We start from the raw sequence: 24,186 nt of genomic DNA on the forward strand, positions 1-24,186 counted from the left end.
CATAAACTTTTGTTTAACACTTTAAACTTTTGTTTGGAAAATGTCAAGTAAACGTGAAAAAACACGATACAAAGCAGCTGCTTTGTATCGTGTTTTTTAGTTCGTTGCCGGTGGTGTCGTATCGCTTTCAACTTCGATTTGTGTACCATCTTCTAAGACGCGTTGTTGAACTAATACTTCTACACGACGGTTTTTCGAACGCCCTTCTGCTGTGCCATTATCTGCAATCGGGTGGTATTCACCATATCCTTTTGCACTAAAATGTAACGGATCCAGCGCCGGGTTTGAATCAATTAATAATTTCAAGAAGTTTACTGCACGCATTACACTTAACTCCCAGTTTGATTCAAATGCTGGAGAGTTAATTGGCACGTTGTCAGTATGCCCCGTAATGACAACATTACGTGCTGGGTCAAACACAAGTAATTCCGACAATTCATTTGCAAGCTGTCTATTATCAGCTGCAATCGTCGCAGAGGCTGGAGCGAATAATACGCCATCTCGAATCGTCACAAGTAAGCCTTCGTCAGTCATCGTCGTTTCCAATGAACCTTCTAATTCATTTACGGCAATAAAATTATCAACGTTTGCTTGGATTTCTTGTAATTCTTTTTGGTCCATATTATACGCTGCTTGCGAATTTTCTTGCTTCTTTATTGTTGTGTCAGTCTCCATCGGTTCAACAGGTGATGGATACTCCATAACACTTTCTCCACCCATGAAAATCGAGTTGAACACCGTTGACATTTCGTTCAACTTTTTTTGATCAACTGTACTCGACGCAAATAATACAATGAAAAGTGCTAATAATAAAGTTAAAATATCAGCGTAAGGAACTAGCCAGGATTCATCGACGTGATCCTCATGCTTATGCTTTTTATGACGTTTAGCCAAGGTCGCCTCCCTCGCTTCCCTTTCCTGTAATTTGCTTACGTTCTGATGCTGGTAAATATGATGCTAATTTTTGTTGGATGACTTTTGCTGATTCACCTTCTAATACAGATAAAACGCCTTCAATCATCATACGTTTTTGTTTTGATTCTACCGCTGATTTACGTTTCATTTTGTTCGCAAATGGATGCCATAATACGTAACCAGTGAAGATCCCTAATAATGTCGCAACGAATGCCGCTGAGATGGCATGACCTAACTTGTCGATATCAGACATGTCGGCTAATGCCGCGATTAAACCTACTACCGCTCCTAGTACCCCAAGAGTCGGTGCATATGTACCTGCTTGTGTGAAAATCGCAGCTCCAGATGCATGTCGATCTTCCATCGCTTCTACTTCTTCTGTTAAAACGTCGCGAATGTAATCCGCATTTTGACCATCAATCGCTAATGTTAAGCCGCTTTTTAAGAAATCGTCCTCAATTTCACTAACTGGGCCTTCTAGCGCTAATAAGCCTTCACGACGAGCTAGCTCGCCCCATTTCCCAAACAGCTCAATAATTTCAGCGTTTTCAGGCAATTTTGTTTCCGTGAATAAAATTTTGAAAATGCTTGGAATTCGCTTTAACTCTTTCATTGGGAATGCAATGATTACTGTCGCTAACGTACCACCGATAATGATTAATAATGCGGCTGGTACGAATAAGTTCGTAATCGGTACACCTTTCATTACAATCCCTGCGAGTAAAGTAACGAAGCCAAACACTACACCAACAACTGATGATATATCCATTTCTCTACCTCCAACAACTTACTCATTCTCTTTTATTTCGACACGTATGCGCTATGCTTAAACACAGTATATAAATATTCCCGTATTTTTTCGATGTAAATGTACTGAATTAGTCACTGTCTCGTAACATTTGATTATTTCGAATTAATATTGTTACTATAGGGGATGAACATATTGAGAGGAGTTAAGAAAATGGACTTAACATTTGAACAAAAATTATCGAACTACGCTGAATTAGCTGTAAAAGTAGGTGTAAATATCCAAAAAAATCAGTTTCTTTACATTACAGCCGCTGTCGACAACATGGACTTTGTGCGCCTCGTAACGAAAAAAGCATATGAGGCGGGCGCTCGCCAAGTGTTCGTTGATTTAGTAGACGACGAGCTAACACGTTTACGCTACGAGCTCGCACCAGACGATTCATTCGACTTCTTCCCTGAGTGGAAAAAGCTTGAGCGCGAATCACTTGCTGAGCAAAACTGCGCGTTCATGAGCATCGTGTCACAAAGCCCTGACTTATTAAAAGGCATCGACGGCACGCGCATTGCTGCGGCGCAAAAAGCAGCGGCGCAAGCATTGTATAAATACCGCGAGTACGCACAGTCAGACAAAATTAGCTGGACTGTAATTGCCGCACCGTCACAAGCTTGGGCTGCAAAAGTATTCCCTGAACTTCCAGCGAGCGAGCAAGTTGCGGCGCTATGGGAAGCAATCTTTAAAGCAACACGCGCTGACTTACAAGCACCAATCGACGCATGGGTAACGCATAACGACACGCTACACGAAAAAGTTGAATATTTAAATGCTAAAAAGTATGCGAAGCTTCATTATCAAGCACCAGGCACAAATTTAACGGTCGCACTACCAGACGGACATTTATGGTGTGGTGCAGGAAGCGTCAACGTAAACGGCACACAATTTATGGCAAACATGCCGACAGAGGAAGTGTTCACAACCCCTCATCGCGACGGTGTGGACGGCTACGTATCGAGCTCGAAGCCACTTAGCTACGGCGGCAACATTATCGACAACTTTAAATTAACATTTGAGAGCGGTCGCATCGTGGACGTTACAGCCGAGCAAGGCGAGGACATTTTAAAATCGCTCGTTGAAACAGATGAAGGCTCGCACTATTTAGGTGAAGTTGCACTCGTGCCGCATGAATCACCAATTTCAGCATCTGGCTTACTTTTTTACAACACGCTATTTGACGAAAATGCATCCAACCACTTCGCACTCGGCAGCGCGTATGCATTTTGCTTAGAAGGCGGCAAAGAAATGTCTCAAGAAGAATTAGCAGCGCACGGACTAAACCGTTCATTAACGCACGTTGATTTCATGGTCGGCTCTGCGCAAATGGACATTGACGGCATTACAGCGGACGGACAAGTCGAGCCAATTTTCCGCGCAGGCAATTGGGCATTTTAAGTTATAAATGATTATTTTTTCTACAAAAATACATTTTTTTGTTATACAATAGATAGAATACATCGTTTCTAAAGGAGTGAATTGTAAATGGATGTTGGCACGTTCGCTGAATACTTAACGACAGTTTTAGGCTACACTATACTCATTTTAGTTGCACTCGGTTATTTTATTTTTGTATTATTCCAAGGGTTAAATACGAACGATGCGCTCATTATTGATCACAAACCTGTGACAAATGAGCATGTTGCACAAACAAAGCATTAAGGTAAGGCGAGCAGCACGAGCACGGCATTTAACTGCCTATACTTATGCTGCTCGCTTTATCGTTGCTCTCAACAGCTTTCATGCAGACGGTAGCTCGTGTAATAGCGTTTGCTGTCTTTCTTAATTCTCACCGTTAAATTAAAGTCTCCGTCATTAGTACTCGCAGCACCGAACTGAAACTAAAGTAGCAATTACGACCATTTATAACTTTTTCGTTATATCTTTATAAAAAATAAATATATGAATTTTTCGACAACACGCTCACTTCCCTCTATATTTCGTTAAAAAATTTTTGAAAATTGCTAGTATTACACTAATTGTTCCTTATATCAAGTAAAATATAAGAAAAGGATGGTGCAAACAAATGTCAATGTTAGACGAAATTTTAAAATTTAACGACTCATTCGTTGAGTACAAAATGTATGAGCCATATATTACAACGAAATACCCTGACAAACGAATTGTTATTTTATCGTGTATGGATACACGTTTAGTAGAATTATTACCGAAAGCGATGAACTTACGTAACGGCGATGTGAAAATCGTTAAAAGTGCAGGTGCATTAGTTGCACATCCATTCGGCTCGATTATGCGTAGTTTACTTGTGGCGGTATACGCACTCCAAGCAGACGAAGTATATGTAATCGGACATTACGACTGCGGCATGAGCTCAGTCGATCCAATTGCTTTAATCGATGAAATGAAAGCACGTGGCATTACGGAAGAAACATTAAACATCGTCAACTACTCAGGTGTTGATTTAAAAGGTTGGTTACGCGGCTTCGGTGACGTAGCGACGAGCGTAACGAAAAGCTGTGACGTCATTCGCAATCACCCATTAATGGTGCCTGACATTCCAGTTCACGGTTTAATTATCGATCCAAGCTCTGGGAAACTCGATTTAATCGTCGATGGCAACAAACCAAACGGCGCATTAAACAAACCAATTACAGAACGCGCAGAATAACAAACAAGTAGACACAAAACAAAGCGTTATCAGGAAATGTACTTTCCCGATAACGCTTTTACTGTTCTCCGTTGAACCTCATCCATCGAACGCTTGCAATTCACTTTTGCTTCCCACTTTTTTATTCCTCGTTCATTGCATTGTAGTCATCCACAAGTAACGCATATAAATAATGATCTTGCCATGTGCCATTAATGAATAATAGCTGACGAAGCAGTCCTTCACGCACGAAGCCATTTTTCTCTAGCACGCGAATCGAGCCGATATTGTTTGGTGACACGTATGCCTCTAATCGATGAAGTTTCGCCGTTTGAAATGCGAATTGAATCGCAAGTGATAGCGCCTCTGATGCGATTCCTCGCCCGACAAACTTCTCGTCGATTGAGTAGCCAATCAATCCACTTGCGTACGGCAGCCGCTTCATCGAAAAAAGCGACACTTGCCCGATTAACTGCGTCGTCTCCTGATCAAAAATGCCGAACACATACTCGCGATTTGCACGCATTAAATTGAGACTTTCAACAATTTTACGATATTGCGTGTCATACGTATAAAAATGATCATGGTGCAGCGGCTCAAACTGCGACCAATGATATTTATTGCGCGCGACAAGCTGCGTTACTTGCTGCGCGTCATTTACAGTAAACGTCCGTAATATAACCTTTTTCCCCGTTACGATGACCACGTCGTCATCCTTGCTGAATAAGTTGAATAAACGCTTCCACATCGGCTACGCATAACGCGATTCCTTTTTCCCAAAAATCGAGCGTCGTAATGTCCTCACCTAAATGCTTCATCGCCAGCTCCTCGACCGTCATGACAGCTGTGTCGCGCAGCAACGCCATATACTTTTGTTCAAAGCTTGTACCTTGCTGCTGTGCATGGGCATAAATGCTAAGTGAGAATAAATAGCCGAACGTGTATGGGAAGTTATAAAACGGCACGCCTGTAATGTAAAAGTGCATTTTCGACGCCCAAAAATGCGGATGTGCCTCGCCTAATGCCTCACCGAATGCCTCATGTTGCGCCTCATACATTAGCTCATTTAAACGCTTCGCCGATACGATGCCAGCTTTGCGCTCCTCGTAAAAGCGCGTCTCGAATAAAAAGCGTGCATGAATGTTCATGAAAAATGCAACCGAGCGCTGAATTTTATCTTCAAGTAAGTTGAGCTTTTCCACTTTCGTCGTTGCTGCTTGCACAGCGGCGTCTGACACGATCATTTCCGCAAATGTCGATGCTGTTTCCGCAACGTTCATCGCGTAGCTGCGGTTTAACACATGCACTGGTCGTAGCGCATATGAGTGGAATGCATGCCCTAGCTCATGTGCAAGCGTTGAAATGTTTGACATCGTGCCTGAATACGTCATGAAAATGCGCGACTGCTGTGACATTGGCAGCCCTGTACAAAAGCCGCCTGGACGTTTATTATCGCGGTTTTCCGCTTCAATCCAGCCGTCCTCAAACGCAGTGCGCGCAAAGTTTGCTAGCTCTGGTCCAAACTTCTCAAACTGCGTTAAAATAAACTGCGCCCCTTCTGAATACGGCATTGTTGAAACGCTTTCTGTAATCGGTGCATCGAAATTGTACCAATCCATTTTGTTTGTGCCAAATAGTTTTGCCTTCTTTTGTAAAAAGTCGATAAATGGTTGCTTGTTGTTACAAATTGCTTGCCACATCGCATCGAGCGTTTTTTGCTGCATGCGATTAATGCGCAGCGGCTCATCTAACACATTGTCCCAGCCGCGCTTTTCGTACGTCGCTAAGCGGAAACCTCCTAAATGGTTGAGCACTTTTGCAAAAAATTCCTCGCGCTCTGTAAACACTTGCTCAAGCGCTTCAAATGCCGCTTTACGCACGTTTACATCTGGATGCGAGCTTAAATTGTTCGCCTGTCCAATCGATAACGTTTGCGCTTGCCCGTCCACTTCGACTTCCACTTTTAAATCGCTAATGAGCAAGTTATAATATTGCCCCCATGCCTCGTAGCCGTCTACTTGCAGCGCTGAAATGAGTGCTTCCTCTTTCGGTGATAGCTCAAGCTTTGCCGTGTCGCGCATTTCCGTCAAAATAAACGTAAATTCGGCTAGTGGCGACTGCGCAAGTAACGATTCAAACAACGCATCGTCTAGCTCTGTTAAACGCTGCTGTAGCGTTAAATGCACGGGCGCAAATGTCGCACGCATCGATGATAACTGCCCTTGTAATACGAGCGCTTCTTTGTCTTGCGTATTTTGTGCCGTTAAGCAAGAGATGAATCCTGCTGCTTGGCGCATTTGAAGCGATACGTGCGCGATGTCCTCTAGCACTTGACGTAACGTAGGCGCATCGTTCTCTGATGTTAATTGTAGCTGCTGTAAAGTTTCGGCTAGTGTGTCAATCTGATTCGGTAATGCATCAAGATGTGCCCGAAAAGCAGGTGAGGCACTTCCCCCTTCAAAAAACACATCTAAATCCCACACTTCTGGATAATGCGTCGTCATGTCAATCGCTCCTTTTATTGTTTCGTTTCTTTATCGATAATGTTCGTTAATTGTAAGCCGCGCTTTTTCGCTTCTTTTTCAAGCTGCTTTAACGTCTCACGCAATACTTTCACACGCGCGTATTGCTTGTTGTTTCCTTCAACTAAAATCCACGGAGCGTTTTTCTTATCCGTTTTTTCAAACATATCGTCTGCTGCTTCGCGGTATTTCGGGAATTTTTCACGGTTGCGCCAATCTTCATCCGTTAGCTTCCACGATTTGTACGGATCATTTTTACGTTGCTCAAAGCGCTGTAGCTGCTCATCCTCCGATACGTGTAACCAAAACTTTAAGACGATGTAGTTTTCATCTGTTAATTGACGCTCGAACTCGTTAATTTCGTCGTATGCGCGCGTCCATTGCTCTGTGCGTGCGAAGCCTTCAATGCGCTCTACTAACACACGTCCGTACCATGAGCGATCAAAAATAGCGATTTGGCCGTATTGTGGTAAGCGCGTCCAGAAGCGGTATAAGTAGTGATATTCTTTTTCGTGTGGACGTGGCGCAGCGATTGGATGTACGACGTAGCCACGTGGGTCTAAGCGCTCTGTTAAACGTTTAATTGCGCCACCTTTACCTGCTGCGTCCATCCCTTCAAACACGAGCACGAGACTTAAATTGTTGTGGCGTAAAAATTGCTGTGCGTTGAGCATTTCGTATTGTAGCTTTTTAATTTCTTTTTTATATTTTGATTTTTCGATCGTTTTGTCGAGCTGTAAATCTGCTAATTGTTGAACCATGTAAACATCTCCCTTTTTGTTATGTAGGCTCTTAATGCGCTACGTTGCTTCACGTCGAGGTGGACTCTATTTCCCGCGATGAACTGTGCTATTATGTTGATTAGCCATTCAATTTGGCAGTGCGCGTATTGCGGCTCGTGGTGCTCCTGCGGTTACTCGTCGCAAATAAATCTCCTGGGGCTCACCGCCCGCGCTCTGCCATGACAAAGCCACATTGATCTCAGTTTTGTAGCTGAAAACAACCGACTTAGCTGTATAAAAGTGGCTTATCAACAGACATAGAACCTATCTTTATTGTACTTGACTAGGCTAAAAATTGGTATTTATAAAAAGCCCCTTGAAAATAAATTCAAGCGGCTTCGCGTGCATGTTACCACACATTCTCTTTATATTTTTTGTAATAGTTCACTTGACGCATCGCTAAGTACAGCTTGCGTTTGAAGTGCTTATCCTTTTTGTAAAACAGCGGATTCACGAGCTTCTTTTGTTTAATGAGGCGCTGAATGTCTTGCTTCACTTGTGGATCGTCGACGAACTTCTTTAAGACGATTTTCGGCACGACTGAAAATAATACTTCACCATCTAAATATGTGCAGTCCTTTACTTTATTGCCGATTAAATCGTCGACAAAGTAGCGTGCCATATTATGACCGAGCGCTGTTACGTAATAGCTTGAGCGTCCTTGTCGAATGTTTACTTCGAACACTTTAAACTTACCGTCGCGCTCGTCATATTTTAAATCGAAGTTCGCAAAGCCAACGTAGCCGACCGCTTCTAAAAATCCGACTAGCTTTTTCATCATGTCCTCGTTGTAGCGAGAAATGACCGCTGTGTAATTGCCGATTGCCGTTACAGTGTGCTCCTGTAACACAACTTGCCCAAACGATACGAGCTGCGGCTTCCCTTTAGAGCTCATGTACACAACCGAATCCCACATCGCTGTATCGTCACCTGGAATGTAATCTTGAATAATGAGCTCGTCCGTATAGCCACTTTCACGAATCATGTTAATGACGCGTGTTAGCTCTGCCTCGTCTTGCACTTTGTATACTTTTTGCTGCCCAGTAAACTTATGCTTGCTATACATAATGCCGTTGCTTGGCTTTACGATTACCGGGAACATCATGCGCTCGTTAAACGGTTCGTCGCTTGCACAGCTATAAAACTTCGTCGTCGGTGCGTCGATGCCGTAGCGCTCACATAGCTTGTAAAAGTTCGCCTTATATTGCAAGTCGTTCATAAGCTGCTCGTTTAAATAGTTAAACGTAAAATGCTCTTGTAGCACGTCACGATTTTCGACGATTAGGCGCACGTATAAGTCATTTGTGCCGACAAGCAGCAGCTGATTTGCTTTATTTTTATACTTTTTCGCAACGTTCGTTAAAATATTCGCAAATTGTTCTGGGTCTGCTAAGTTTTCGTCATATTCAATTTTTTGTGGAATATTGCTATAATTCGTAAATGGTAAAACACCTTTACCGACTAAAATCGGTTGGATATTATATTCTTCATGAAAAGAAATTGCCATGTTGTACGCATTAATATCCGTTCCAACAATGATTGGCAAAAATGGCTGTCGCTTCATAAAAATTCTTCCTCTCAAACTTAATGATACGTGTATGCTCACTAAGTAATATCATACACTAGGAATTCGAACATGTCTTAACAAAGTCTCGTATTATTTTTTTGTTGAAATGCATTCGTTTTTATTCCCAAAATGAAAACAATCTCGTAAACTAAACTATATGGCTAAAATGAAATCGCACATGAAATAGACAATTTGAAAGATAAGGAGGTTTTGTCATGGTATTCGCCGATTTAATTCCCTCAAAAGAGCAATATATGACTACACTAATTAAAGACTTATTACATTTACGTGTTCTTCGATTATTTGAGGGAAAACTGATCTCTTCTCGTAAAATGGCGGATGAAGATTCAATGTACTTTGAAACAGAAGATGGACTTTGCCGAGAATGGCTAAATGCAATTTATGACAGCTATCATTTTTATGAAGGCTTCGAGACGAAAGAAGCGTGTGAGCAGTATATTCATTCTTCGCATTACGATGAGGATAAATATGTCATCATTTGTTTTTTGAATATGTTTTATGCAGTCGTCTACGAAAATACACAACACCAACAAGTTATCGGTAAAGAAATTTCCTACTACACAAAAAACAATTTATTTTTAGTATCTGAGCGACCACCAAACAACTTAACGATGAAAGATCGTGAGCGTTTGCCCGTTATTCCACTCATTTATTATGAGCTATTGTCATTTGATACAAATATTGTTTTTTATCATTACGTAAAAGAAACACGCTCTTATACGCTAGCGAAAGCAGAAGACTATTTAGAGTATGCCGTACTACTTGGCATTACGTTTAAAGATTGCTGGTATTTATGCAACACGCCATATGCTATTGCACATAACCGTCAAATTTTAAATATGTACTTTAATAAAGGGCATGGCTTTACCGTTTTTGGTAAGTACGCAAACGCCATCGCAATCAACCCGTTCCAACGTCTGCTATATATGCCTAAGGAACGCTTCGAGCATTATCAAATGGATATTGATAATCATCGGGCGCCGCATCGTGCGTTGCCATACCGCGAAGTGCGTCGCTACCAAGATTATATGCGCACGCGTCCTGTTGAGTTTACAGAGCCACTACAATAAAAAAGATGTGCTACACGTCATGTACGACACGTAGCACATCTTTTTTATTGTTCGTCTAATGACGTTAAAATAATTGGCTTATCTTTCGTCACGATAATTGAATGCTCAATTTGTGCAACGAGTGATTTGTCTGGCGTAATGAATGTCCAGCCATCACCTGATTCTACGATATGCTCTGCCGCGGCTGAAATGAATGGCTCAACTGCAAGCACCATTCCTTCTTTCATAATCGTCGCATCCCATGCATCGTAATAGTTTAAAATATGGTCTGGTGCTTCGTGTAACGATTTCCCTAAACCATGCCCTGTTAAGTTCATAATTACTGTTAAGCCGTGGTCGTTTGCTTCGCGCTCTACCGCTTTACCGATTTGGTTTAAGCGTGAGCCGGCTTTTACTTTCGTCATGGCGCGGTCAAACGCTGATTTCGCCACTGCACATAGCTTTTCTTTATCTTCGTAGCCATCGCCGACAACGAATGAAATGCCTGTGTCTGCAAAATAACCATTTAAAGAGCCTGATACGTCAATGTTTACAAGGTCGCCTTCTTGAATGACTTTATCGCCTGGAATACCGTGTGCTACTTCATGGTTTACTGAAATACATGTAAAGCCTGGGAAGTCATATTCGCCTTTTGGTCCAGAAATCGCACCAACTTCTTCAAACATACGCCCAGCAATTTCGTCTAATTCCTTCGTTGTAACACCTGGCTTTGTCGCAGCTTTCATTTCTTCACGAATTTCGGCAACGATGCGCCCAATTTTTTTAAACGCTTCGATTTCCTCTTGAGTTGTAACAATCATTTCAAAATCCCTCACTTATCGTTAAATTATCATTCCTTACTATATCATAACGTCGTGCAATGACACTAAAAAAATAAGCGCCACCGAAAAATTTCGGTGACGCGTCACTTATCGTTGAATTAAACGTGGCGCTGATGTAAATAACAATACCGCCACAATTGCCGTGAAAATAATTGCTGGAATCATGTACGTGCCATTATATACAATCGTATACAGCCATACGTTTTGATCACCTGCATATTCGGCAAAAAATACAGCGCCCGCTACGCTATGTGCGACGTAACGAAGCATGCCACCAATTACCGTTCCAAGCACGATATAGCCCGCTAGCTTTTTCATTTGACGTGCCTCAATTGCTGCAAGCACTGGCTTACGCACGAGCGCAATAAAGCCGACAACAGTAAACGCGATACCGTAATCAATTGCCGCTTGTAGCCAATGTAAAATGTACGCCCCAAACGCCATTTGCAGCACGCCGACAATGAACCCTGTCGTCAGCCCTGCTTGTAGCCCCCAGCGTAGCGCCATACACGCAATCGGCACCATCACTAAGCTGATTGAGCCACCTTGAGGCCAAAGTTTAAACGATAGTTGGTCGAGCACTAACGCAATTGCCGCAAAAATCGCAATTTCCATTAGCATTAACAGTTTTTTGTTCTTCATCTTATTCACTCCTTTGTCGTATAGACAATAGACATGTAAGTGAAGGAATGACGCAAACTGACTTCCTAGCAATATAAAAAAGATGCCAAGACAGAGCCTGACATCTTTGAAAAGTCGGTTTCTATCCACATTCCTACGCAAGTGTTAACTTACAGGTTCAAAGAGTTCGTGCAATGCGTGCACATCTCAGCTGACTTGATCAGCGCCCCTTGTGGTCTACTGTTTAATTGGACTAAGTATAGCGCATCAAAAATGTTTTCTCAATGTATTTTGAATCTTTTTTCAAATGTATGCGTATGAATAAGAAAGGGATGGTGACCGTTGTGAAAAATGAACAGCTATTAAGTGCTTTTAGTTATATTAGTATTTTATTTTGTCCACTCATTGTACCGATTGTCGTCTATTTTGCACAAAAGGATGATTTCGTGCGCTTTCATGCAAAACGTGCAATCATCGGTCAAAGCATCGTCGTCGTAAGCGCACTGTTTGCGATTTTTGCGATGCTAATTGGTGGTGTAACAGGTATGATTGAGCAAGTTCCCAACATGCTGCTTGTTATCGGCTTTGGCATAACAACGTTCATTTCGATCGTCGTGTCAATTTGGAGCATCGTTATGACTGTCCGTGTGTTCCATTAACGTTTTAAACTTGCTAAAAATAGGTATAAGTAACACTATATACATTGTAATGAAAAGGAGCGCTTCTGTATGAAACTAAATGTTAAAAAAATCGTAAACTTCGCTGTAAAGGTAGGCCCAGTCGTTTACCCGATGATTAAAAAGTTTTTAGATAAGAAAAAGAACAACCCAACGACGCGTCGTTAATGAAAAAACCGCCTGCTTGCATAATGCGAGCAGGCGGTTTTTTTACGTTGTCACGACTACTTCAATAAAAATTCCGTCGTGCTGTAGCCTTCCTTCGACTTCGTTACTTGCAGCACGGCTGGCATCGCGGCTTTTAGCTCCTGCACGTGCGAAATAATACCGATCATGCGTCCTGATTGCTGTAAGTCGACGAGCGTATCAATCGCCTTTGCGAGCGTTTCCTCATCAAGCGAGCCGAACCCTTCATCAATAAACATCGTCTCGATTTGAATGTTGCCTTGGAAGCTTTGAATAACGTCTGCCATGCCAAGTGATAAAGCGAGCGAGGCGTTAAACTTCTCACCGCCCGACAACGTTTTCACGTCGCGTAGTAACCCTGTATACGCATCGTACACGTCTAAACTTAAACCGCTTTGCTTGCCGCCACTTTCTAAACGATCAGAGCATTGCAGCGTAAATTGCCCGTTCGATAAATAGCGCAGGCGAATGTTTGCCGCTTCTGTAATTTGTTCAAGGAAGCCAATTTGGACGTAGCGCTCAAACGATACTTTTTTTGCATTTTTCCCGCGCATTAAATCATACAATGTCGTTAACTCCTGCTCTTCCTTTAACAGCTCCTCATTTTGCTCATGCGCTGTTTTTAACGTATCGTGCATCGTTTCGCAATGTTGTAGCGCGTGCTTACATTGCTCGTGCTGTTGGCTAACCGCTTGTAGCACGTCGCTTTGTGTCGCAATTTGCTCGTGCAATGCTGCAACGTCTACTCGCTCTGTCGTCGCTAGCTGCTCACCGCTATCAATGATTGCCTTTGCACGTTGTAATTCATCGCGGTAACGCTCTAGCTGCTCCTTCATCTCTTCGCGCACTTCTGCTGACTGAAGTGCTGCTTCAAATTCCGCAATCGTTGTGAAGCCTGCATTCGTTAATTGCTGCTGCCACACTTGCTCGGCTTGCTCGCGCTGCTTCGTTACTTGTGCATTTACTTGCTCAGTTAATGCGATGCGCTCCTTCGCCGTACCGTACTGCTTGTCAGTTGCCTGGTAAAGCTGCTGAATGTGCTGCCATGCGTCGATTGCTTCTTTATATGCTTGCTGTAGCTGCAACAGTTCGCGCTGTAACTCCTCGCTCGTTGCGATGTGCTTTGGCATGCGTTCGTTTAATTGCTGCAACGATGTCGTCGTAACGGCGAGCGTCGTTTGTAGTTGCTGTAACGCGTCCTTTTTTTGACGTTCATTTTGCTGCTCGGCAACTAGCTTTTGTTCTGCATTATCGATGACGATGCGCAGCTTCTTCACAGCTTCTGCTGCATCATACGCCGTCGCTACTGCTTGTTCGGTCGTTAAAACGTCCGCTTGAAGCGATGCGATATTTTGCAGCGGCACATGTAGCTCCTCACATGCTGTTACGTAGCTTGCTTGTAGCTGCTGTGCTTGCGTATATGTAGCTTGCGCTTGATTGTATGCTTGCTGCGCTCGTTCAGCTTGTTGACGAAGTGCGTCGAGCTGTACTTTCGTTGCAACGCCTTGCTGATGCGTCGCGCGATTTGGGTGCTCGGTGCTGCCACATACGTTACACGGCTCGCCGTCACGCAGTAAATCCGCAAGCTGCGCCGCCTCATTTTGTAGCCATTTATCGTACGCCTCACGATACGTGCTGTCGCTCGCTACGTATTCTTCGTGCTGCTTCGTCGCTACGCTAAAACTTTGCTGCACTGCCTCATTTTGACGCTGTAGTTGCTCGTACGCCTGCCATTGTGCCTGTAAAATTTGTAGCTTTTGGCGCTGCTCCTCTAACGGTTCTGCTGCAAGCTGTAAATCATGCAGCTTCTTTTTTTCGTCTTGCAGGCGGTCGCTAAACTGCGCAAGTCGCTTTACGTGGTCGTCGTAGCTTTGCTGTGCGTCTTGTAGCGCAGTCGTATCGCTACGTAACTGCTCAGTTAAACGGCGCTGCTCCGCAAATAACGGCTTGAGCTGCTCTAATCGGTCAATCGCGAGTCGCTGCTCCTCACGCTGTTGCTGCTGTACGGCAAGCTCGTCGTATTGCTTTTTCACTTCAACTAGCTGTGCTGCGATCGTTTGCTCGTGCGCGTTCGCCGCTTCAACATCTGCTCTCGCTCGCTGCTCATGTTGAACAGCTTGCTGTAGCTGCGCAAAATACGGTTGAACGGTTGCGGCGATGTCAGCACGCTGCCACGTTGTACGAAGTGCTATCATATCGTCACGGCGCTCTTCTAATGACGCATAATGAGCTTTTGCGTGCTCAAACTGCGCAAGCTGCTCATTTAAACGTTCCGCTGCTCCGAGTTGTTGCTGAAGTGTGTCGTGTTGCTGCTTTGCGCCTTGTAGCTGCTGCGCTAATGTCGGCAGCTGCTCGCGATAAAAGCTCGCCTCCTCTAGTAGCGCCTCTAGCAGCTGATACACATTGTGCTGCCCTTGTAGTAGCGTAAATAATGCCGAGTCACGCGTCGGTAACACCGCAAGTTGCTGCACGTTCGCCTCAAACGTCGCCTTCGCTGCTGCTGTGTCCTTTGCAAGTGCTGTACGCTTTACGTCGAGCTGTTTTACAAGTTGGTCGAGTGGCTCCGTCTTAAAAATTTTACGTAAAATTTCTTCCTTTTCTTTTGAATCAGACGTTAATAGCTTGCGAAACTCTCCTTGTGGCAGCATGACGATTTGCTTAAACTGCTGCTGCGTTAAGCCGATTAGCTCCTCGATTTTTTTGTTAATGTCTGACACTTTTTGACGGTCGACTGCCGGCGTTTCCGTTTCGTCTGCGTGCACTTCAAAAAATTCGTAGCGCTCGCCAGTTGCTGTTTTATTGCCTTTTTTAATATGTCCGAGCTGGCGCAACACACGATACGTTTTGCCATGCAGCTCAAATAATAGCTCGACTGCTGTGTAATCTTTGTCGTCCGCGAAGTCGCTGCGCATCGACTTCGTATCTTTTCGGTCTTCACCGCTCCCACTGCCGTACAACGCAAACGAAATACCGTCAAAAATCGTCGTCTTCCCTGCACCTGTTTGTCCTGAAATGGCGAATAAACGGTGCTGCTGTAGCTGTCGAAAATCGATCGTTTCAGTTGATTTGTACGGACCAAATGCTGTCATCGTCAAACGTAATGGTTTCATGCTTCCACCTCTCGTTCTTGTAACATCGTTTGCTGTAACAATTCGTTAAATAATTGCGCTGCTTCTGGACGCACTGGCTGCCCTGTCATTTCCTCAATAAATGCCGAAAATAGCTCCGTCGTCGATCGCTTCGCACGTGTTGATCGCTCCAACTGCTCTGTTTGCATTGCCGGCATGACGCGCTCGACGTGCAGGGCGTTCGGAAATACAGTGCGCACTTGTTCCATCGGGGATTGTACTGCCTGCTCGTCTAACAGCTTTACAAACACGTAATCGTCACTGCGCGGCATATGTAAAAGTTCATTCAATGTCGTCTCCACCGTGCGCATATCTCGTCTTGGTGCGAGCAGTACTTTTTCAACGCGCACGTCCCCTTTATCGCGCAGTTCGACGTGTAAATAGCCTTTTTTATGATGCTGCTCAGAAACTGAATATTTCAGCGGCGAGCCTGCATATTGAATCGACTCGCGCAGCACGTAATGCGCCTCATGCAAATGCCCGAGCGCGACGTAATCAAATGCTTGAAACAGTTCTGCACTCACACAATCGGACCCACCGACTGATAACGTACGCTCTGAGTCGCTCGTATTTTGCGCTTCCTCGCCGTGCTTTGTGACGAACGCATGGGCAACAAGCACATTGCGTACGTCTCGCTGCAACACCGTATCGTAATGTGCCATCATACGTGCCATCGCCGTTTGCTGCGACGTTACCGCATCATCTTTAAAAAAATGCTTCACTTGCGCAGGATCAACGTACGGCAATAAATATGTATGCACAACGCCAAATGCATCTTCTGTCACAACGGGTGTAAACGCGCTTTCTAGCTGACCGACGACGTGTAAACCTGCTTTTTTTAGTAGCTTACTGCCGTAATGAATGCGCGCGGGGCTATCGTGGTTACCTGCAATTGCAAGCACCGGTACGTTGAGCTCAAGTACGATTTTTTCAAACACTTCATCTAATAGCTTTACCGCTTCAACTGGCGGCAATGCACGGTCGTATAAATCACCTGCCACGATAACGACATCTGGCTTTTCGCGCTCTACATGTTGCATAAACTGCTCCAATATAAACTGCTGATCCTCGGTCATATACATGCCTTGGACGAGCTTTCCTAAATGCCAATCAGCTGTATGAAAAATGTTCATGTCGTTCCCTCCTTTTTTTCTTTATTTTACCATACAATAAAAAACAGACGCTCTCGGTTTTCGGAAAATGAAAAAACGCACGACAAGTCCAATTTCGACTCGTCGTGCGCTCGTTAACGTAATACGTATATACGTTTTAGTGCTGCTACACCATGAAGTGGCACGTATCGTTCAATTGTTTTAATAGACGTCGCCTCAGCGGTCACCTTCGTTTGTGCTGCTTGTAGCTGCTGCAATACTTCCTCAAACGTTTTCGAATTTTCAGCCGGTAGCTCCGCGCGCGTTAACGAGCTTATGCCAGCGTCACTTAAAAACGCATTCGCCATCGCCATGTAGCCGTCAAAGTTCGGGTGTACGTCGGTTGGATTTGGCAAGTAATGCGTCGCGTCAAGTCCGAATGCCTCGTCGACTGACACAAACGTCGCACCGTTGCTCTCTGCTTGCTGCTGTAAAATCGTATTGAGTGTCGCAAGCTGCGCACTAAGCCCTTCCTTTTGCGCGTTATGCACATGAGGGTACGGGAAATAATAACCGATGATCGCAACGCTTGCATTCGGTGCACGTAGCTTAAGCTCTTTTAATATGGCGTCTGTATTTTCACGCACGTTATTGAGTGCAAAGTCCGCCGCAAATTGGTCAAACGTTACGTCACCTGTTACGTTGTTTGCATTCACAAGGCGCAGTAAATCATTCGCACCAGCTGAAATCGTAATGAGCGTCGCATCACGCAAAATCGGCTGTGCGAACGGCTCCTTTACGCGCTGTAGCACTTGCTCTGTCGTAAATCCTGAAAACGCGAGCTCCTTCGTAAAATGCGCTAACTCCCCGCGCGATGCAAGACGCAATGCAATGAAATCGCTATAGCCAGCGTCAATCATGCTGTTTGGTGTTTGCCCCGCCGCTAATGAGTCTCCAAGCGAAACGTAACGCTCCGCTGCTTGTATCGGAAATGCTAATAACATGAACATACTTACAATCATTACAACACGCTTCATTTTGTCACGCTCCTAAAAAGCATCGTTATGTCATTTAATGCGCTGTTCCTTCGTCAGTAATCGGCTGAGCGCACATTGCAACTCACATTCCTCGAGCGTGACGTAAGCTTTTAGTTTGTCGCTCACGCTTTTCTCGCTGGAGTCCGCCTCTTGTTTCGAGCCTCGTTCACATTCTACATTTCAATCTCTTTGTATATAGAAATGATTAATTATCGCTTTTTCGCAAATGTTTTTCCTTTTGCTGGTGCTTTTTTCGGCGTTGGGGCGCTCACTGTTTTTGAGTTCCCTTCAATTAATGCGCCGTCATGCCAAATTTTTTGCACTGGCTTTTTCGGTAAATCACGCGTTAATTTTTTATAGTCCTTCTCGTCGTGATACGATAAAAATGCGATGACTTCACCATCTGCACCGGCACGACCTGTACGACCAGAGCGATGTAAATACTGCTCTACCGTGCGCGGTACGTCTACGTGAATAACGTGCGTTAAGCCGTCGATGTCTAACCCACGTGCTGCGATGTCTGTTGCGATTAAAATTTTCGCCTCGCCTTTACGGAACGCTTGTAACGTTTTTTGACGCTCTTCTTTTTTCATTTCTGAGTGTAGCGTTACAACTTTTGCATCGCGGAACTTTAATTTGTTTTCCTTCATGATCACTTGGTCGATGTTGTTGACGAACGCTAACGCCTGCAGCCCGTCTTGATACGATAGACGGCGCAGTAAATCCGTTTTGTCACGTTCATCCACTTTCACGAATGAATGCACAACTTTTCCACCTGCTGGCATATCCTCTGGGCGAATGACGATGCGCGCTGGCTCAAACATTAAGCGCTCTGCTACTAACTCAATTTCCTCTGTCACCGTCGCAGATACAACGACAATTTGACGACCGAATGCCGATGCATCGATAAATGATTTTACGACAACGCGGTATTCTCGGCTAAGCAATTGATCGCACTCATCTAATACGATTGTTTCCACTTCTTTTAGCTTTAGTTTACCTGCGCGTGCTAGCTCATTTAAACGCCCTGGTGTCCCAACGACAATCGTCGGCTTTTTCTTTAATTTTTCGATTTGACGCGCTGAGTTCGCCCCGCCGATTAGTTGCTGCACTGTAATGTTTGTTCCTTCTGTCCAGTCGCGAATAACATTGACAATTTGCATTGCAAGTTCTTGTGATGGTGCAACAATAAGTGCTTGCGTTTGCTTTTTGCTGCCGTCTACTTTATTTAAAATTGGTAATGTGTACGCAAGTGTTTTACCAGAACCTGTTGGCGACTGTGCAACAACGTCCTTTCCTTCTAACATTAAAGGAATGAGCTCCTCTTGAACTTTCATCGGCGCTTCAAAGCTCCACTTCGCTTGTAACTGCTCGTTTAATAATTGTACTACTGACATAATCGTCCACCTTCTATTCGTATAATTAAAAAAGGAGGGCTATATGACCCCCCTTAAAATATGCACTATTTGCTTTGTAGTATAGCATGTTTTTCGTTTATTTTCGAATGACAACCGCTTGTGCGCCGAGCTGCGTAAAGCGCTCTAAAAATAATGCCTCGTCGTAATGCTTTTGCGTCTCATCCGATATTACGTGAAATTGTTTGCGACTATGCCCGATAATAACGACTGACTCCATGTTGCGCGCAATTGAAAACGTCTCAACTTGCCCTTGAAGCTGCCATACTGTAGTTTGAGGATCCGCTAAATCGTTCGTCACCCATGCGATGACCGGCACACCACTTTTTACGATTTGTAGTAGCTCCGAATGTGTGCTACCGGTTGCATCAAACACCGACAATAAAACGTCGTGCTTTTTCGCTAAAGTTACAGCCGCTTCCGCAATCGGTTTGGCGAGCACGTAGCTTTCATCGCTATATACATCCCCAACAAGTGCCGCGTTCGGATTTCCACCAACGACATTATCAATAAATGGCTGCTGCGGCAATGCTCCGAGCACGTCCGTTACCGTTACATCGATGCCATAATATTGTAGTACTGACGTTAATGCAACGACCGCTTCACCTGACTTCATTTTTTCGGGTTGCTCAAGCGTCGGCACCGCTAACCCACGCAAATTGTTCGGAAAATGCGTCTCAAACAGTAAATATGTCATGTCCTTCTCGTACGTAAAACGCTCTGAGTCCACGATGACAGATTCCTCCATCGATACGTTGCTGACGATATATTCACGGTTATACTTCAAGCCTTCAAATACAACTCGCCCTTCATCATCGCTTATTTTCGTCGCAATCACTTTTTCTTTTTTTGCATCGATAAGCTCAACCTTTACGTTTGGCACGACCGCACCGCTCGTAAACTCAACCGTTAATACGTGTAGCGTTCGTTCGCTACAGCCTGCTAGTACCATTACTAGTAGGCATAAAAAAATGCTCTTTTTGAACATGTGTGTCATTCCTCATACTTTTCATTTAACCGCTCCCCATTATACGTCTTTCGCTCACTTATAGCTATGCGGCGTTTCGGCTCATTTTCAGCAAAAATAGAGGAAGCTAAGCGATCTGTCTACGCCAAACCACTCATATTATGCTAAAATATCCTTTGCAATAATGCCTTTCATAACCTCGTTCGTACCTGCATAAATGGCCGCTACCGGAATATCTCGGAAGCGTCGTGCAATTTCGTATTCCTCCATATAACCGTAACCACCATGCAGCTGCATGCACTGCGCCGATACACGCTTCGCTAAATCGCTAATCCACCATTTGGCCATTGATACTTGCTTAACAATGTCCTCACCAGCAATGTGACGTCTCGTTAACTCATGAATATACGTACGACCGATATCAATTTCAGTCGCCATTTCAGCTAGCTTAAACTGCGTATTTTGAAAGTCCGCAATACGCTTATTAAACGCTTGTCGCGACTTAACGTAATCAATCGTTATTTCTAAACAGCACTCCGCCTCTGTTTGCGTTTCAATCGCAACAAGCAAGCGCTCCTGCTGCAACTTTTCCATCAAATAATAAAAGCCGCGCCCTTCCTCACCAAGCAAATTCGTAACAGGCACTTTCGCATCGGCAAAAATGAGCTCACCCGTATCGCTGCTATGCATACCGACTTTTTTTAGCTGCTTGCCGCGCGTAAAGCCTGGCGTATCCGCGTCGACAATAAGCAAGCTAATTCCTTTATATGCAGGTGTTGCACTCGGATCGGTTTTGCATACGACGACGATATAATCGGCACAAATCGCATTCGTAATAAACGTTTTTTCGCCGTTTAAAATATAATAGTCACCGTCTCGCTTTGCCGTCGTTTGAATGCCAGCTAAATCCGACCCCGCACCTGGCTCGGTCATCGCAATCGCTGAGATCCATTCGCCACTCACGCTTTTTCGCAAATATTTTTCCTTTTGCGCCTCATTGCCATATGCCGTTATGTACGGCGTTACAATATCTGAATGTAATACGATTCCTGCTGCAACGCCTGCACTTACTCGCTCTAGTTCCTCAGCTAAAATGCGTGCGTAGCTAAAGTTTAAGCTTAATCCACCGTATTGCTCGTCCACCATCGGACATAAAAAACCATTTTCCCCTAGCTTTCGCCAAAACGCCCGTGGAATCGCGCGTGCCTCCTCCCATTCGTCAACGAACGGATATGCCTCCTTAGTTAACATTTTACGTAATGCTTGCCGAAACATATGCTGCTCATCTGTCCACATAAAACATCACCCCTTTTATCCATTATACGCCAAATACAATATTTATCGTACATGAAGCATGATTTTCCGAACAAATTCTACAACGAAGCAGCACATCCGTTGCTACAAAAATAAAAGTGACAGTGCTATGATAAACAAATCAAAGCTGTTGACTCGTACCTATTTACAGCTGGTCGCTTTCCTGAAAGCCAGCTCAAGCTTCTTCACCGATCGTTCCATTCAATAGCTACTATTTAGCAAAAGGAGACTTCCCGCATGCAAATTGCCATCATTAGCGATTTACATTCCAACACAAAAGCATTAAAGAAAGTACTGCGCCACATTCGTGATGTTGCACCGCAAGCGCCAATCGTTTGCTTAGGTGACTTGTACGAATGCACCGTCAGTAAAAAGAAAGCTGCATTCATACGTGACATGTCGCTTCAAGATGCAGCGATTACGTCACAAAAATTCGAGCAGCATCTTCAATTTTTAACGGTGCGCGGCAATCAAGAAGAGCGCATCGCAAAGGTGACGGGGCTTGCGCAATTCACCTCTTATCCTGAAACAATTGAAATCGACAACGCGCTATTCATTCATGGGCATCAGTTCAGCTGGACACCGGAATGGACAGCGATTTTTCCTAAATATGCACATGAAATTATTTTCTTCGGGCATTCACATCAAGCTGCGTACTACGTCGACGGTGAACGTCACGTCGTAAAGCATGGGACGACGATTACAGTCGAGAAGAAGCAGCTATTTATTAACGTCGGCTCCGTCGTCGATCATTACGAATGGGCGCTATATGACACCGGCATTAAAACGGTCACATTCCAAAAAGCACACGCATAAAAAACGTAGCGCCAAGCGATTTGCTGACGCTACGTTTTTATTTCATATGTCCATTTTTTTCCTTCACTAAAATTTCTTTTAGCTCCTGTAACTTCTCAATTACAATTTTCGATACGCTCGTAATATCTTCTAAATAACGCTCTGCCTCATCTTTACGATTTGCATTGTATGCCGATACTGCTTTGCGCGCAATATCATACACTTGTAAATGTGGTTGCTCAAGCTCCTTGTATGCACGTTCATTTTGTAAAATCATTTTGCCTTTACCGTAATACCATTCACCTAAGCGTGATTCTCTCGCTGTGCCGACTTCTGCTTCAGTCATTTGCTCAAAGCCAAGCAATAAGTTGTAAATGCGCCAACGCCATAATAAATGGTCGGTAATCGTCAGCTCTACAATATCCTCTTGGCTAATGATGAAGTTACGTGAAATCGTTTCCGTACGATAACGGTCAATCATTTTACTTAACGTGTAGATGGCATTTCCCGTATTAAACGCGATTTCTTTACTATACTTACTATTTTCTGCGATAACCTCGTTACGACTTGTAATATCTGATGCCGCCTGCGCTTGTCCGCTCGTCGTCTGCGAAATGCCTTCAAAGCGCGCGCCCTGCTCCTGAAGCTTTTTATTTAACTCTGAAAGCGTAGCCGAAATTTGCATCGTATCGCTTACACCTTCGTGCAGCTCATGCGCTGACTTTTTCGTCATCTCCTGAATATTTTGTGTAATGTGTAGCAGCTCCTGAATGTCGTTATTGATCGACGTCACCGAGCGCTTCGTATCGTCAGCGAGCTTTCGTACTTCCTCCGCTACGACCGCAAACCCTTTTCCTGCATCGCCTGCACGTGCTGCTTCAATCGATGCATTAAGCGCTAGCAAATTCGTTTGATCCGCAATGCCTGTAATAAGTTCAATTAGTTTCGCAACCGAATTAACACGTTCTACTAAACGAGCAACGTCATCGATCATCATGTGCTGTCCTTCATCGGTACGCTGTAGCATCTCACTCACATGATTAAGCGATTCAATGTCTGAGTTTAGCTCTTCAAGCTGCTGCTGTGTGCTGCCTGAAATATGCGCAATCGTCTCTGCTACTTCCTCGATGCTTGAATCGAGCTGCTGCATCGAGTCACTTGCTGACATAACCTCTTCCTCCTGCACATCTTGGAACTGCAGAAGCTGCTTAATTTGATCAAGCTGCGTATTGTATTTAATAATTTCACCTAAACCGTTTACGATTGAGCCCGCTTGGATTTCAATATACGTTTCCACAATAATTTGCTGATCAATCGTTACAAGACTATCATACGCTAATAACACGTCCATTAAATGCTTTTTGTTACGTCCATATTCTTGAATAATAAGTGGAATAATGAGCTGATTAATTAACGTATACGCCGAAATCATCCAGTTCGGTAGCACGCCAATTCGCGCATGTGTGTACGCGATTTTACGACGCTTGAAGACGTACGCTAAATCAAGCTCATCTTCAAATAAACTAATAAAATGCCCATCAAATAATTTTTTTAAACGGTCTACAGAGGAATGTGTGTTAATCACTTCATTAAATTCTGGAATTTCCAATAGACGATTATAGAAATTATCTAAAATGTAATTTCGATTATCTACATAAATTTCACGTAAAAACGTTACAGACTCACGACGAATTTGCGACAGCGCCAAAAAGTCTAGCTTCTCCTTAAATCGCTCGTTCGCTTTAATGTCTGAACGATCCATTTCCGAGAAGTAGTCGTATTTAATCTCTTTCTTTTTTTTAAATATCATGCTTTTTTCCTCCAATAGATGTCTCTGTGCACCGTTATTA

20 protein-coding genes, 2 pseudogenes and 1 riboswitch are annotated in these 24,186 nt (G+C 43.9%); of the genes and pseudogenes, 6 read left to right on the forward strand and 16 right to left on the reverse strand.

The features are described from left to right. Positions 1–96: 96 nt before the first annotated feature. Positions 97–894, reverse strand: a complete 798-nt coding sequence (gene motB / locus A6K76_RS07020) for a flagellar motor protein MotB (RefSeq protein WP_066463473.1) — start codon at positions 892–894, stop codon at positions 97–99. Continuing rightward, the gene (gene motA, locus A6K76_RS07025; protein ID WP_066463475.1) at positions 887–1,684 is read right to left on the reverse strand and encodes a flagellar motor stator protein MotA; all 798 of its coding nucleotides are present in this window, start codon (positions 1,682–1,684) and stop codon (positions 887–889) included. Before motA ends, motB begins: the two co-directional genes overlap by 8 nt. 192 nt (positions 1,685–1,876) lie before the next feature. Between motA and A6K76_RS07030 the strand changes: the two genes are divergently transcribed. The 3 genes from A6K76_RS07030 (at position 1,877) to A6K76_RS07035 (ending at position 4,343) form a co-directional block, all read left to right on the forward strand. Then, positions 1,877–3,112 (forward strand): aminopeptidase, encoded by a 1,236-nt coding sequence (locus A6K76_RS07030; protein ID WP_066463476.1) that lies wholly within the window; start codon positions 1,877–1,879, stop codon positions 3,110–3,112. Between the two features lie 87 nt (positions 3,113–3,199). Beyond that, positions 3,200–3,376, forward strand: coding sequence for a hypothetical protein (locus A6K76_RS16765; RefSeq protein WP_169817991.1), 177 nt, complete (start codon positions 3,200–3,202; stop codon positions 3,374–3,376). A 364-nt stretch (positions 3,377–3,740) separates the two neighbouring features. Then, positions 3,741–4,343: a beta-class carbonic anhydrase gene (locus A6K76_RS07035; protein WP_066463477.1), complete on the forward strand. Its 603-nt coding sequence runs from the start codon at positions 3,741–3,743 to the stop codon at positions 4,341–4,343. Between the two features lie 121 nt (positions 4,344–4,464). Here the strand turns inward: A6K76_RS07035 and A6K76_RS07040 are convergent, their stop codons facing one another. The 4 genes from A6K76_RS07040 to A6K76_RS07055 all read right to left on the reverse strand — a co-directional run bounded on the left by A6K76_RS07040 (position 4,465) and on the right by A6K76_RS07055 (position 9,190). After that, complete coding sequence (locus A6K76_RS07040; protein WP_066463478.1) at positions 4,465–5,028, reverse strand: GNAT family N-acetyltransferase; 564 nt, start codon at positions 5,026–5,028, stop codon at positions 4,465–4,467. Positions 5,029–5,032: 4 nt separating this feature from the next. Beyond that, complete coding sequence (locus tag A6K76_RS07045) at positions 5,033–6,826, reverse strand: M3 family oligoendopeptidase (protein WP_066463480.1); 1,794 nt, start codon at positions 6,824–6,826, stop codon at positions 5,033–5,035. Positions 6,827–6,840: 14 nt separating this feature from the next. Next, positions 6,841–7,605, reverse strand: coding sequence for a polyphosphate kinase 2 family protein (locus A6K76_RS07050; protein WP_066463481.1), 765 nt, complete (start codon positions 7,603–7,605; stop codon positions 6,841–6,843). Positions 7,606–7,975: 370 nt separating this feature from the next. Further along, entirely contained in the window at positions 7,976–9,190 is a 1,215-nt protein-coding gene (locus A6K76_RS07055; RefSeq protein ID WP_066463483.1) for a carboxylate--amine ligase, read from the reverse strand. 218 nt (positions 9,191–9,408) lie between these two features. On the opposite strand from A6K76_RS07055, the gene A6K76_RS07060 reads away from it, so the two are divergent. Beyond that, the gene (locus A6K76_RS07060; protein ID WP_066463484.1) at positions 9,409–10,284 is read left to right on the forward strand and encodes a hypothetical protein; all 876 of its coding nucleotides are present in this window, start codon (positions 9,409–9,411) and stop codon (positions 10,282–10,284) included. A gap of 44 nt (positions 10,285–10,328) precedes the next feature. Here A6K76_RS07060 and map read toward each other — a convergent pair whose 3' ends face one another. Then, positions 10,329–11,084, reverse strand: a complete 756-nt coding sequence (gene map, locus A6K76_RS07065) for a type I methionyl aminopeptidase (RefSeq protein ID WP_066463485.1) — start codon at positions 11,082–11,084, stop codon at positions 10,329–10,331. Between the two features lie 108 nt (positions 11,085–11,192). After that, positions 11,193–11,747, reverse strand: coding sequence for an energy-coupled thiamine transporter ThiT (thiT, locus tag A6K76_RS07070; protein WP_066463487.1), 555 nt, complete (start codon positions 11,745–11,747; stop codon positions 11,193–11,195). 113 nt (positions 11,748–11,860) lie between these two features. Continuing rightward, a riboswitch (TPP riboswitch) is annotated at positions 11,861–11,967 on the reverse strand. Positions 11,968–12,043: 76 nt separating this feature from the next. On the opposite strand from thiT, the gene A6K76_RS07075 reads away from it, so the two are divergent. After that, positions 12,044–12,385: a magnetosome magnetite crystal formation protein family gene (locus A6K76_RS07075; RefSeq protein WP_211271746.1), complete on the forward strand. Its 342-nt coding sequence runs from the start codon at positions 12,044–12,046 to the stop codon at positions 12,383–12,385. A gap of 242 nt (positions 12,386–12,627) precedes the next feature. On the opposite strand, the pseudogene A6K76_RS17265 reads toward A6K76_RS07075, so the two are convergent. The 7 genes and pseudogenes from A6K76_RS17265 to A6K76_RS07105 all read right to left on the reverse strand — a co-directional run. Beyond that, positions 12,628–13,179: pseudogene (locus A6K76_RS17265) on the reverse strand (SbcC/MukB-like Walker B domain-containing protein); the annotation flags it as partial. A gap of 1,728 nt (positions 13,180–14,907) precedes the next feature. Then, positions 14,908–15,699 (reverse strand): annotated as a pseudogene (locus tag A6K76_RS17270) (AAA family ATPase); the annotation flags it as partial. Beyond that, positions 15,696–16,850, reverse strand: coding sequence for an exonuclease SbcCD subunit D (locus tag A6K76_RS07085; protein WP_066463493.1), 1,155 nt, complete (start codon positions 16,848–16,850; stop codon positions 15,696–15,698). The gene A6K76_RS07085 and the pseudogene A6K76_RS17270, both read right to left, overlap by 4 nt. Before the next feature lie 113 nt (positions 16,851–16,963). After that, complete coding sequence (locus tag A6K76_RS07090) at positions 16,964–17,845, reverse strand: SGNH/GDSL hydrolase family protein (RefSeq protein ID WP_066463499.1); 882 nt, start codon at positions 17,843–17,845, stop codon at positions 16,964–16,966. A 209-nt stretch (positions 17,846–18,054) separates the two neighbouring features. Further along, the gene (locus tag A6K76_RS07095) at positions 18,055–19,242 is read right to left on the reverse strand and encodes a DEAD/DEAH box helicase (protein WP_066463501.1); all 1,188 of its coding nucleotides are present in this window, start codon (positions 19,240–19,242) and stop codon (positions 18,055–18,057) included. Positions 19,243–19,339: 97 nt separating this feature from the next. Continuing rightward, a complete protein-coding gene (locus A6K76_RS07100; RefSeq protein WP_066463502.1) occupies positions 19,340–20,248 on the reverse strand; it encodes a C39 family peptidase in 909 nt (302 codons plus the stop codon). 138 nt (positions 20,249–20,386) lie between these two features. Beyond that, positions 20,387–21,523: an acyl-CoA dehydrogenase family protein gene (locus A6K76_RS07105; protein WP_066463508.1), complete on the reverse strand. Its 1,137-nt coding sequence runs from the start codon at positions 21,521–21,523 to the stop codon at positions 20,387–20,389. A gap of 255 nt (positions 21,524–21,778) precedes the next feature. Here A6K76_RS07105 and A6K76_RS07110 point away from each other — a divergent pair, with 255 nt between their 5' ends. After that, positions 21,779–22,357 carry a metallophosphoesterase family protein gene (locus A6K76_RS07110; RefSeq protein ID WP_066463510.1) on the forward strand — a complete coding sequence of 193 codons (579 nt, stop codon included), beginning with the start codon at positions 21,779–21,781 and terminating at the stop codon, positions 22,355–22,357. 37 nt (positions 22,358–22,394) lie between these two features. Here A6K76_RS07110 and A6K76_RS07115 read toward each other — a convergent pair whose 3' ends face one another. Next, complete coding sequence (locus A6K76_RS07115; RefSeq protein ID WP_139108659.1) at positions 22,395–24,146, reverse strand: methyl-accepting chemotaxis protein; 1,752 nt, start codon at positions 24,144–24,146, stop codon at positions 22,395–22,397. Positions 24,147–24,186: the final 40 nt, after the last annotated feature.

It is taken from the genome of Caryophanon latum (genome assembly GCF_001700325.1).
In the GTDB taxonomy this organism is placed as follows: Bacteria; Bacillota; Bacilli; order Bacillales_A; family Planococcaceae; genus Caryophanon; species Caryophanon latum.